This is a genomic window from Paenibacillus sp. FSL E2-0178 (genome assembly GCF_038593005.1).
GTDB classification, from domain to species: Bacteria; Bacillota; Bacilli; order Paenibacillales; family Paenibacillaceae; genus Paenibacillus_AQ; species Paenibacillus_AQ phytohabitans.
This window is the reverse complement of the sequence record NZ_CP151953.1, coordinates 6,379,377-6,392,066: the sequence shown is the minus strand read 5'-3', so window position 1 is coordinate 6,392,066 and position 12,690 is coordinate 6,379,377. Positions and strand designations below refer to the sequence as shown.

8 protein-coding genes and 1 other annotated feature are annotated in these 12,690 nt (G+C 53.0%); all 8 genes read right to left on the bottom strand.

The window, feature by feature from the left end:
* Positions 1 to 27 precede the first annotated feature (27 nt).
* The 8 genes from MHI42_RS27775 to MHI42_RS27740 all read right to left on the bottom strand — a co-directional run bounded on the left by MHI42_RS27775 (position 28) and on the right by MHI42_RS27740 (position 12,561).
* The gene (locus MHI42_RS27775; RefSeq protein ID WP_342421280.1) at positions 28 to 1,215 is read right to left on the bottom strand and encodes a GGDEF domain-containing protein; all 1,188 of its coding nucleotides are present in this window, start codon (positions 1,213 to 1,215) and stop codon (positions 28 to 30) included.
* Between the two features lie 57 nt (positions 1,216 to 1,272).
* Positions 1,273 to 2,385, bottom strand: a complete 1,113-nt coding sequence (locus MHI42_RS27770) for a GGDEF domain-containing protein (RefSeq protein ID WP_342421279.1) — start codon at positions 2,383 to 2,385, stop codon at positions 1,273 to 1,275.
* A 293-nt stretch (positions 2,386 to 2,678) separates the two neighbouring features.
* Positions 2,679 to 4,055 (bottom strand): UDP-N-acetylmuramate--L-alanine ligase, encoded by a 1,377-nt coding sequence (murC, locus tag MHI42_RS27765; RefSeq protein WP_171718274.1) that lies wholly within the window; start codon positions 4,053 to 4,055, stop codon positions 2,679 to 2,681.
* A 7-nt stretch (positions 4,056 to 4,062) separates the two neighbouring features.
* On the bottom strand, positions 4,063 to 5,439 hold the full coding sequence (locus MHI42_RS27760) for a folylpolyglutamate synthase/dihydrofolate synthase family protein (RefSeq protein ID WP_342421278.1): 1,377 nt from the start codon (positions 5,437 to 5,439) through the stop codon (positions 4,063 to 4,065).
* A gap of 5 nt (positions 5,440 to 5,444) precedes the next feature.
* Positions 5,445 to 8,081 (bottom strand): valine--tRNA ligase, encoded by a 2,637-nt coding sequence (locus MHI42_RS27755; protein ID WP_342424816.1) that lies wholly within the window; start codon positions 8,079 to 8,081, stop codon positions 5,445 to 5,447.
* Between the two features lie 269 nt (positions 8,082 to 8,350).
* Positions 8,351 to 8,636 (bottom strand) — a binding site (T-box leader).
* Positions 8,637 to 8,737: 101 nt separating this feature from the next.
* Positions 8,738 to 9,388, bottom strand: coding sequence for a stalk domain-containing protein (locus tag MHI42_RS27750; RefSeq protein WP_342421277.1), 651 nt, complete (start codon positions 9,386 to 9,388; stop codon positions 8,738 to 8,740).
* Positions 9,389 to 9,616: 228 nt separating this feature from the next.
* On the bottom strand, positions 9,617 to 11,002 hold the full coding sequence (locus tag MHI42_RS27745; RefSeq protein ID WP_342421276.1) for a LysM peptidoglycan-binding domain-containing protein: 1,386 nt from the start codon (positions 11,000 to 11,002) through the stop codon (positions 9,617 to 9,619).
* A 137-nt stretch (positions 11,003 to 11,139) separates the two neighbouring features.
* Positions 11,140 to 12,561, bottom strand: a complete 1,422-nt coding sequence (locus tag MHI42_RS27740) for a glycosyltransferase family 4 protein (protein WP_342421275.1) — start codon at positions 12,559 to 12,561, stop codon at positions 11,140 to 11,142.
* Positions 12,562 to 12,690 lie beyond the last annotated feature (129 nt).

Here is a 12,690-nt window from a genome sequence, read left to right as displayed (position 1 = left end):
TGCAGTTTAGACTTATGGTCAGTACACTCAGGAATGTACTTCAAGCTCCCTCGCTGCATAGCCGTGGCTTCGGACCACACAATTGCGTCCGCGCTGCTTCGCCTGGTACAGAGCGGTATCGCTCAGCTTGTACAAAGTATTGAGCGGGACGCGCTCGCCCGAGACGATCGTAATCAGACCGATGCTCACTGTATAAGAGAGCGTTATCCCATCAATGGTGGCGTCCAGCACGGACCGGCGCAGCCGCTCAGCCACTTCCTCACTCGCTTCCTCATCCGCCCGGTGCAGCAGCACAGCGAATTCTTCCCCGCCGAACCGTCCGAACAGGTCCCCGTTGCCAAGCTCGCGCTCAATTCTGCGGGCAAAGTCGCGCAGCACCTTGTCACCCGTGTCATGGCCATAGGTATCATTCACCTGTTTGAAATGGTCCACATCCAGCAGCAGGAAAGAGAAGGGCGCCATCTCCTTGGCAGCCGCAGCAATCAGGGGCCGGGCACGCAGCACGAAGGCTCTGCGGTTAAGAATGCCGGTGAGCTCATCGTATGTGGCTGCACGCTCAAGTTCCGCATAGGACTGCTCCCTGGAGAGCAGCATGAAGCCGGCGGTTCCGAGAAACATCAGCAGGTATATTCCAATATAGAAAAAGACTTGCATCCACTCACCAATGGGTGAGCCCTCAGGCGGAGGATATACCAGTCTGCTTGCATTGCAGAGCATCGAGAGGATAACAATTCCGTAGAGCAAGCCCATAATTTCCTGAAGCGGTGTTTTTTTCACTTTCCAGCATAACATATACGCAGGATAGATCAGCAGCAGTGCCCCGGCAAGCGAGGCAGCTGCAATTAGCCGCGGTACGTCCGGAGACAGCAGATACAGGAGGAGCAGAGCAAGTGCGGCACATCCGGTTAGTGTATAATAAATCCGCTTTATCCGTTCGGAATAGACCTCCAGCATCTTGAGCAGTGCGAAGATTTCTGCGGTTCCACCGGCCAGATTCAAGAGAATAATGCAGGGAAGGACAACCTTAAATTCACGATATTCCCTTAACAGCAGAAGGATCATAATCACCAGCTGCAGAATTTTGGCGGTCAGGAACAGCAGGGATGTACCATCTTTCGGATAACGCGACCGGTAAGCCAGAGTGAGCATAACCGTAAAGAAATTACCAAAAAAGAGACACGCCAGCAGTGTCTTGAAATCCAGACTGGCAGCCATAGCGTCCACCCCCTTGCTCATCGATGTCATATGTATGATGTGTATAATCCCGTTCTTTTACCCGGCTCTGACCACACGGTCCCGTCCGTCCTGCTTCGCCTGATACAGGGCTCTGTCACTAAGCTTGTACAGGGTATTCAAGGCTGTCTGCTGATCCGGAAGCACTGTAATCATTCCGATGCTTACGGTGTACCCGCCGGCAAGACTGTCTCCCGAAGCCTCCTTGACGGCTTGGCGCAGTTCTTCCGCCTTGCGGCTGCTGTTCTCCGCATCCTGCCCATAGAGCATAATGGCGAATTCTTCGCCGCCAACCCGGCCGAACAAGTCACCGATTCCCAGCCGGCTCTCAATGGTAAGCGCGAAATCCTGAAGTACTACATCGCCTTTGTCATGTCCATATGTATCATTCACTATTTTGAAATGGTCCAGATCCAAGAGTAGCATTGAGCAGTATTCCCGCTTTCTTGCCGCCATCGCCAGCTTCAGCTCAGCCTCTATCAGAAAAGCCCTGCGGCCAAGGATTCCGGTAAGGCTGTCATAAGCGGCTATGCGCTTCAGCTTCTCATATGAATGCTCATTGGAGAGCAGGATGAACGCCGCAATTCCCCCGACCAGCATCAAAAACATCCCCAGGTAATACAAATACTGTGCCGGATTAGCTGTCAGCGGTCCCATTTCCGGTTCCAGAATCAGCGCGACAAAGGACCGCAACAGCATCACGGCAGCAATGGTATAAAATACGCTTCCCATTATTTTCTGGAGCGGAGAACGTTCTTTACCCGCCGTCAAACGGTAGCCGGGGTAGATCACAAACAGCATTACCCATAGCGAGGTCGTGGCCACCCGCAGGTTCGCATGGTTGAAGAACAGGGCGATGATACAAAAGCTCAGAACACTGCCCGCAACCAGCCCCGAATAATAGAGCTTCGCCTTACGGTCCATCATCCCCATCATCATCAGCAGGGCCGAAATTTCCAGACCTCCTCCAGCCAGAATGAGCGCATTGCTTAGAGGTACGGCGATCCAATGGGGGATATAATCCCATAGCAGAATAGAGCCCCAGAAGACGACCTGAAGCCACTTTGCAGTTATAAAAAGGACCGAGGCGGTATCCTTGGCGAAATGGTAGCGGTAAAAGGTAATCAGCAGGCCGGAAAACAAGTTCCCCAAGATGAACAAGTACAACAATGTATTAATATCAAGCTGAAAGCTCATGAGTACACCACCAAATATGCGGGAATACCTTCTCTTTTAAGGACAATATCATTCACAAGCTATATCGGCAAAATGTTGGTTTAATTTCACTTCTAATTTCTCAGACCGCCAGATACCTCCTGACATAAAAAGAAGAAACGGCTTCGTTGTCCTTATTCAAGGAACGGAAACCGTTTCTGTTAAAATACCTAGCTATCCTATTACTGTAAAGAGATATGTGTTATCTGCATAGAATGGCCTAAGCCCTATTAACGATTCTTCAGATTATCCGCCAGTGCATACCCGACCTTCCAGATATCACCCGCACCCATTGTAATCACCAGATCACCGGGAGCAATGCGGTCCTGCAGGTCAGCCAGCACAGCTTCCTTCGTCGGCAGATGCCGTGCACCGGCGTTGCTGTTCTGCACAATGAGCTCCACCAGCTTCGCGGAGGTGACTCCCTCGATCTGCTTCTCTCCGGCAGGCGAGTAGATATCGGTAATAATCACTTCGTCCGCTTCGCTGAACGCACGGCTGAACGCATCCAGCAGGAAGAAGGTACGCGTGTAGCGCTGCGGCTGGAACACGGCGATAATCCGTTTGCCTGTAGCCTTGGCAGCACTAATGGTAGCCTGAATCTCCGTTGGATGATGCGCATAATCATCAATGACGAGAATCTCGTTGATCTCTCCCAGCACCTGGAAGCGCCGCTTGGCACCGTGGAATTTCACAATTGCTGCAGCGATCGCTTCAAAGGCAATGCCGGATTTCAGACAGGAAATTACCGCCGCCATTGAATTATACAGATTGTATTGCCCCGGAATGGAAAGCTCAATACGGCCCAGAACCTCCGTACCGCGATTCATCGTGTACGACACCTGGCGGTCGCCCAGAACGATGTCGGTCGCCGTGTAATCTGCAGTCTCCGAATAAATTCCGTAGGTGATAACCGTACCTTTTACTTGAGGCAGCAGAGATTTCACATTCTCATCATCCGCGCACACAATAGCCGTTCCGTCCTCACGCAGCTGGTTCATAAACTGCACATAAGCTTCCTTCAGCTGGCCGAAATCACCGCCGTAGTTCTCCAGATGGTCGGCTTCAATATTCGTTACAATCCCCAGCCAAGGATGGTACTGCAGGAATGAGCCATCACTCTCATCCGCTTCGGCTACGACGAATTCCCCTTGTCCTGCCTTGGCATTCGTACCGACGTTCATGATCTCCCCGCCAATAATATACGTAGGATCCACGCCGCAGTCTTCCATAACCAGAGCAATCATCGACGAGGTGGTAGTCTTGCCGTGCGCACCCGCAACAGCCACACCCTTGCGCTCATTCAGCAGACGGGCAAGCATCTGCGAACGGTGAAGAATCGGTATTTTGAGACGCTCCGCTTCTACCCATTCTACGTTATCCGATGCAAGCGCCGTAGAATATACGACCAGATCTGCGCCTTTGACCTGTTCGGCCGTATGTCCAATGTAGACCTTGGCACCTTTGGCAATCAATTTCTCCGTTAACTCTTGGGCAGCTACGTCAGAACCCGTAACTGTATATCCCATCTCCAGCATCACCCGGGCAATCGCGCTCATACCGTAGCCGCCGATCCCTATAAAATGCACACGTTCAGTAGTATCCAACAGTTCGTCACCAGCCTTTTTCAGAATCGGGTTGCCGTAAAAGCGTACTGCGTACATCAGAAATCAAATACAGCGTTCCGGACACGACCGCAAGGTCATCGTCCGCTGTGATCGTCTGCAGCAGATGCAGCGCTTGGCCCCAATTACGTTCTACTATGATTTCCAAGTTTTCCTTGGCATATTTATTCCGCAGACTTTCTGCGATGGCCTGCAGATCTTCCGCGTCCATTTTCTTCCGGAAATCCGGTTCGGTCAGGATGAGCGTATCCACTATAGGCAGTATATGCTTGAGATACGACTCGTGATGCTTATTTGCCAGCATCCCCATGAGCAAATTTAATTTACCGTATGGCCCAAACTGCGGAAGACTCTTAGCCAGGCTCTCTGCACCTTCCGGATTATGCGCTCCGTCCAGAATAATTCTGGGCGAAGTGCCTACTTCCTCCAGCCTTCCGGCCCAGAAGGTACCGCGGAATCCCTCCAGCACATCCTCGTCCTCCAGCATGAAGGCCATATACTGACGCAGCACCTCAAGGACCATCATAGCTCCCGCTGCATTCTCCAGCTGATGTTCGCCTTTCATAGCTATATCCAGCTCTAACGAGCGGAATGGACCCTGGAAGGTGAAATGCTGGTGGCCGTCCCTGAGCTCTACGCCACTATAGCTGAAATCTTCTCCAGCCAAATATAGAGTAGAACGGGTAGCCGCCGCTTTCGCCTTAAGCACGGCAACGGCCTCCGGCTGGCTCACACAGCTGACTGCGGGAACGCCCGGCTTAATAATTCCGGCTTTCTCACCGGCAATCAGCTCCAGCGTATCTCCCAGCACATCGGTATGATCATGCCCCACATTCGTGATTACAGACACAACCGGGGTAACGATGTTCGTTACATCCAGCCTTCCCCCAAGACCAGTCTCCCATACGACTACATCCGGATAACAGACTTCGCCATAATAGAGAATGGCCAGTGCTGTCGACACCTCGAACATTGTCGGCGAACCCAGCTCACCGCCCGCGATCTCTTGAACCAGCGGACGCAGTTTATTAACCAGTTCCAGCAAAGTCTCTTCGGAAATATCTGCTCCATTGTACTGGAAACGGTTCGTGAATTTCGTGATATAAGGAGAAGTAAAGGTCCCCACCGTGTAACCGCTCTGAATAAGCACACGGGTCAGAAAAGCACAGGTAGAGCCTTTGCCGTTCGTCCCCGCTACGTGAATGAACTTGAGCTTGCGGTGCGGATGACCCAGCTTCTCCATCAGAAGCTCTATCCGTTCTAGACCCGGCCGGATACCGAAAGGAATCAGGCTGTTAATCCAGTCTACTGCTTCTGTATAAGAACTTAAGGGAGCGGCACTGCCGCTCCGTGTGATCTCTTCCATGTCCCTTATCCTCTCAGCTCTGCGATACGGGCCAGCACTTTCTCGCGTCTATCGGAATAGTCCGCCTGCTTCGCCCGCTCCTCTTCGATGACTTTAGCTGGCGCCTTGGCGACAAAGCCCTGATTGCCGAGCTTTTTCTCCACGCGTTCAACTTCGCTGTTCAGTGTCTGGACTTCTTTTTCCAGACGGGCAATTTCCTGTTCAATGTCGATCAGTCCTGACAACGGCAGAAGCAGCTCGGCTCCTGTAACCACAGCGGACATCACTTTATCCGGTGTCTGCGGCGCAAGTCCTGCTTCGAAGGAAGAGGTGTTGCAGAAGCGCCCGATGTAATTGTCGTTGCGGGAAATAATGTCCAGGGTTTCCTGACCCCCGGCTTTGATAATCAGTTCTACCTTCTTGCTCATCGGCACGTTCACTTCCGCACGGATATTACGAACGGCACGGATAACATCCATCAGGAGATTCATTTCTGCTACTGCCTGCGGATTCTCAAGCGCAGAATCATACTTCGGCCATTCGGCCAGCGTGATGGTGTCGCCCTGATGCGGCAGATGCTGCCAAATCTCTTCCGTAATGAACGGCATGAACGGATGAATCAGGCGCAGCGTGCGGTCCAGTACATAGGCCAGAACCGATTGTGTCTTGGCCTTGGCAGCCGCGTCCGCTCCGTACAGCGAGAGCTTGGCGAATTCGATATACCAGTCGCACAGATCATCCCAGATGAAGTTGTACAGCAGCCGGCCGGTCTCACCGAACTCGTACGAGTCAATTAGACGCGTAATATCGCGGGAAGTTTCGTTCAGGCGGTGCAGAATCCAGTGGTCCGCCGTGCTGAGCTCACCTGTAATGTCAATATCTTCAAAAGAAAAACCTTCTAGATTCATCAGTGCAAAGCGTGAGGCATTCCAGATCTTGTTGGCAAAATTCCGCGCCTGCTCTACCTTTTCCATCCGGAACCGCAGATCCTGACCGGCTGTGCTGCCTGTAGTAATCATATAGCGCATAGCGTCTGCGCCATACTGCTCGATTACATCCAGCGGATCGATACCGTTGCCGAGTGATTTGGACATTTTGCGTCCTTCAGCATCGCGTACGAGACCATGCATCAGCACGTCGGAGAATGGCTTCTGTCCGGTGAATTCCAGAGCCGAGAAGATCATGCGGGCTACCCAGAAGTAGATGATATCGTAGCCGGTAACCAGCACATTGTTCGGATAGTAACGCTGATAGTCGCTGCTGTTCTCATCAGGCCAGCCCAGTGTGGCGAACGGCCAGAGGTTCGAGCTGAACCAGGTGTCCAGAACATCCTCATCCTGCTTCAGGTCGGACAGTCCGCTGATGCGGCGTGCTTCTTCTTCATCATGTGCAACTACAATCTCCCCGGTAGATTCGGAGTACCAGGCCGGGATGCGGTGGCCCCACCACAATTGGCGGGAAATACACCAGTCGCGTACATTCTCGATCCAGTTCAGGTAAGTCTTCTCGAAGCGGTCCGGTACGAAGTTAACACCGCTACCATCCTTCTGCGCTGCGATGGCCGCTTCTGCCAGCGGCTGCATCTTCACGAACCACTGGGTGGACAGGTAAGGCTCAACTACGGCTCCCGAACGCTCGCTGTGTCCAACCTGATGTACGTGGTCCTCAATGGATACAAGCACACCTTGCTCCTTCAGGTCGGCAATGATCGCCTTGCGGCAGTCACTGCGGTCCAGTCCCTGGTATTTGCCTGCTTCCGCATTCATAATTCCGCCTTCATCCATCACATTAATCTGTGGAAGACTATGGCGCACGCCCATCTCAAAGTCATTCGGATCATGTGCCGGGGTAATCTTCACCGCGCCGCTGCCGAATTCCTTATCTACATAATCATCAGCGATAACCGGAATTTCCCGCAAGGTAATCGGCAGGATCAGGGTTTTGCCGATAAGATCCTTGTAACGGTCATCTTCCGGATGCACGGCTACCGCAGTATCGCCCAGCATCGTTTCCGGCCGGGTTGTAGCTACAGTAATATAGCCGCTGCCGTCCTTAAGCGGATAGCGCAGATGGTACAGATAGCCATTTACCTCTTTATATTCAACTTCGATGTCCGACAGAGCCGTGCGTGCAGCCGGATCCCAGTTGATAATGCGTTTGCCGCGATAGATCAGGCCCTTCTGGTACAGCTCAACAAACACCTTGCTTACCGCCTTCTTCATTCCATCATCAAAGGTAAACCGTTCGCGGGAGTAATCCAGAGACAGGCCCATCTTGGCCCATTGGTCATGAATCGTCTCTGCATACTGGTCTTTCCAGGCCCATACCTGCTCCAGGAACTTCTCGCGTCCCAGATCATGGCGGGAGATTCCCTGCTCGCGCAGCTTCTGCTCTACCTTGGTCTGCGTAGCGATTCCCGCATGGTCCGTTCCCGGCAGCCACAGCGTATCATAGCCCTGCATCCGTTTGGTACGGATCAGAACATCCTGCAGTGTGAAATCAAGCGCATGCCCGATATGCAGCATTCCTGTTACATTCGGCGGGGGAATAACAATGCTGTAAGGCTGCGCATCCGGACGTTTGCCTGCTTCGAAGAAGCCGTTCTCCATCCAGTAAGTATACCATTTCTTCTCCGCCGACCCCGGATCATAGGTAGTCGGCATATCGCTTTGCTTGTGATTTGCAGTAGCGGTGTCTTCTGCCGCTTCCAGCTGGTTCGTCAGCTCTGCTGCTGTATTGTTGTTATCAGCCATTGTGAACCCTCCATTAGAGAAAATGATGAGAAGCTTTTTGTATTCTGTAACAATCTGACAAGTGGAAACGGCTTTGCCGTCCTGTCTAAGGACGGTACCGTTTCAGCGAGAAATATAAGGATAATTGATAGAGTGAAACATATAAATCCTTATATTTAAATACAAAAAGACCCTTCGTCTCAAAGGACGAAAGGCCATTCTTTCGCGGTACCACCTTTGTTTCGCGCTAACAAAAAATAAACCCCTGCCTCAGACCCCTTACAGGTCCGGAAGCTTAGCGCGACACTCATGCAGATAACGGCTGCGTCCGGCCACATCCTAACCTGGTCTCCATATATATGGAGGCAAGCTCAGAAGGGCGACTCCGGGGCGACTTCGGGGGCTGCATCCTGCGGAAATTCACAGCAACTACAATTCCGCTCTCTGAAGGGCTGACCGCCTACTCTTCCCGTTCCCAGTCTTTATGCTAGTTATTACTTATGTCAATAATACATTCAGTCCTATTCCTAGTCAACCAGCATACACACAAAGGGCAGAGTTTATACCGCCCGGTTCAAAAAAATATCTTACTTCCCGCTCCAGATCACGTTGACGATATTGTAGCCTCCATAGCTGCCAGTTCCCAGGTAGGCGTCCAGCGTAACCGAAAACGTGCTTCCGGCATCGATAATCGAGAAGGCTTCCGCGGAGATCTCCTCGGATTTGGCGGTGGCGCCTTTGCGCACAAAATACTCTTTGTACGTATTGCCAAGCGTCTCCAGGTCCTGCTTCGTCAGATAGCTGAACGTCGCAGACGGCGTGCCGGTCGCCGAGCCTTCGATCAGATTGAATACTTTGGCATCGGACGGAAGCGGGAAGTCGGACGGCAGGCTCTTCGGACGCTGTACCGGTACCGCGGCCGGTTCCGGAGAGGACGTGCCAGGAGAAGCGGAGCCGCCGATGACGACCCGGCTGTTTGCGGCGTCATAAGTGACAGAGGTGTTCAGCGCTTCACTGATTGAGCGTACAGGAAGGTACGTTGTGCCATTGTATGTGATCGGGGCAAGCGTTTTACCGTTGCCGTCTTTCATCGCATAGACCTGACCGTTCACGATGATCCCGAGCTTGTAATTCAGCGATGCCCGAATCTCCTGCAGGTTGCCCGCGGCATAGACGCCGGCTGAAGCAGTCAGCGCCACGCCCAATGCGATCGCAGCTGCCGTCACTTTTTTCTTCATAAATATCCCATCCTCCCAAGAAGTAGTGTATACCGGCGCACAGCTGGTTGAATCTGCAAGTACATAAGCCGATAGTGACCATTAACCCTGCCTAAGCAAATATGAACCCGCAACAGGCCGGGCCAAGATATATATATCCTATGTAAAAAAATAAGGCTGCCCCAAGCAGCCATGTCATGGCTTGTGGGACAGCCCCCCGCAACTTCCTGCCGCATTCCCCTGTCCATCCTAGGGAATATACAAAACCTGGCCTTCTTCTACATTCTGTCCGGAGAGCCGGTTATACATGGACAGCTCTCTGGTACTGAGCTGATATTTCTCGGCAATCGTATCCAGCGTTTCTTCCCGCTGGACGATGCAGAGCCGCACTTTGCGGAATAGCTCTGTACCGCCAAGACCGCCGATGAACCGGCTTTTCCATTCGGTATCATTCCCTGCCTCAGGAATAACCGCCGCTTTGGAGGCTACCTCCTCGGAATGGAGAATCTCCTGCTCCTTGCGCGCACGGCTGGAGCTGAGCAGCGAAGAGAAGGTCAATGGCTCCTGCTCGGCAATTGCCGGATCTTTTTTGCTGCCCAGCGCAATCTTGAGATCCTGCTTCTCCTCCTGGGGAGGTAAGAATTCCTCGGACACGAAGCTCTCATTGTCTATAGCCTGAACCTCTTCAGGCACTTCTTCATTCTCGGCCAGCACCGCTGCATCATCACTGGCTGCGGATGTGAATACCGGCTCTGCCTGATTGACTGCATGAAGACTGGCAGTACCCCAATGATCCACAGTATTCAACGCGGCTGTCCCCGTCTGGAAACCGGGCTCCTCCGTACCTGCCTTGAACGAATCATTTACCGCAGCAGGCTCTTCTGTCTTCTCCCGGGAAGGAAGAAAATGACTGGAGACCGGCTCAGCCGCAGATTTGCTGTAGCTCTGCCCGGAATCCGCTGTTCCGGATGGAGAGGTTGCGGGTGAGGAATCCAGGCTATGCGTTCTTACCTTGGGTTCCTTGTCCTTCAACTGAGCGGATACTAAGGCCGAAGGCTGAGTGTATAAAGAGCCTTCCAGGAATAGCGGATTACCCGCGGCTTCCACGGAATCCGCATATTCCTGATCCTCCACTGAAACCTCCGCGACACCTTCCCCGTAGGTCCAGAGCGAATTTTCATATAGCGCATCATTCTCCGGCCCGCGGTTATCCGCTTCAGCCTCAGGGGAGTAGGCTACTGTATATTCCTCCTGCTGCCAGGCCGGCTGGGCATCCGCGTTTCCGATTCCGCGCAGCGAGAGTACCCCTGTTATGTTGACGGTTCGCATCGTAAGCAGGTCAATATCGAAATTCTCGATCTCAACCCCTATGTCTTCAAGTGAGCTGACCCGGGTCAGCGGGACTGTGATTTCAACAGGAATCGCATGCTCCAGACGCTGTGTGCGATCATCTTCCCCCCGGTAGAGTCCGGTGAGCAGCAGTTGCCCGTGCAATTCCGCCCGGTCCTCCCGCTGGATTACCTGGATGTCGGGAATCAGCTCGACTTCCTCCAGCTCAGCTATTCCCGGAAGCTCTTCCGAAAGGTGAATGCGTTCATAAATATCAAACCGCAAGCCGTGTGACTGGTCAAACACGGGAAATGTCCTCCTTCTTGGCATAATCTATCCCTGAGACAAGCCCAGAGCATAAGCCCAAAATGTTACTCCACTCATGTATATGCTTCAATCAGGAAGGCATGACAACTTTGCCGCCTACTTCGGCGGACAGGAATTTATTTCGGATCGGTGAGTACCGTAAGAGGATCAGGAATGGAATAATCCTGCGGGAGCCTTGCCCGCATGCTCGCCGCAAGCGGAATGCCGGGATACATCGCATTCAGCACATCGGCCGGATGGAAGGCTCCGGGAACGGGTCCTGCCGCCGGCTCTGCTCCCAAGGTGGAACGGACTGCCGGGCTTTGTACGCTCTCCCGCATACTTATGGCTTTACGGTATACATTCAGCGTTCCGGCCGCCATGACATCCAGTGAACGGCTGCGCTGCGCCCACTCCCTTGCCTGGAAGCCGGTACGTACTCTCAGCTCCTCATTATCCAGCAGCTGTTCCAGCAGCCCGGCCAGCCGGGCGGCATCACCGGGCGGAACGATCCAGCCCGTCTCCCCGTGGCGGACCATTTCCGGCATACCTGAAGTGCCGGCAACAATCGGGGCAATGCCGGCAAGCTGAGCCTCGGTGACCGAGAACGGCTGAGTATCCTGCAGGGAAGGCTGTACATAAATATCAGCCTCGCTTAGTGCTGCCGGAATATTATCCAGCTTCCCGGCAAATCGGATATGCTCCAGAATCCCAAGCTGGCGCGCCTGTTCCCTGAGCTCTTCCAGCAGGCTGCCTATGCCGGCCACTACACAGGTCCAGTCTGTGCGGTGCTTCTGCAGCATTCCCAGAGCCTCGATCAGCACATGTACACCTTTGATATATTCGAGGCGTCCGGCATACATGATTACTTTGGTTCCGCCTCCGATCTTAAGCGGTGAAGGCTTCGCCGCCCTGGCCGCATACTGCTCCAGATTCACTCCATACGGCAAAGTATGAATCCGTTCTCTGCTTACACCGAGCTCCTGGGTCAGCTGACCAATCCAGTTCGAAGAGACCATAATCAAGTCAGCCGACCGGGCCGCGAGCGCCTCCATCCGCCGGAAATACCGCCAGATCGGCCGGCGCTCATATTCCTCGCGGGTAAGTTCAGGCTCAAGCCCTTTGTATTCATAATAAGCTTCCCGGGACAATGCCCCGTGCACACTGGAGACGAGAGGAACCGGACGGCGCATAATCCGCCGCAGCGCGTAGGAGGCAATGGGGTCCTGGGCATGAATGACATCGTAATTCTCCAGCCCCAGAACCGCCGCTCCACCCTCAAATACATAACGCCCCAGCTCAAAGCTGAATATCCCATGCTCCAGATGCAGATGCGGGAATAAGGTAATATCGAGGTGCGGGAGCAGCAGGGTATAGAAAGCTTTTTTATCAAAAGAAGCATTCTGCCCGAGCAAATACAAGGTGTTGTTCTCCACATGGCTTCCCATGAGTGTAACGGAGTGTCCCTGTTCGCTCAGCTTATCAGCAAGCTGTTTCATATACGTCCAGATCCCGCCCATATTGGTAAGGCCCCAGTAGGTAACCAGCAATATTTTCATAACTTCCTCTCCCCGGCTTATAGATTCACTTCTGCACGAGAGCAGACGGCTCCACATTAACAAAGTATTATATGACCGCTGCCGGATATAGGACATGGGTGTATGGTTCAATCTATAAAAATTCCAAAA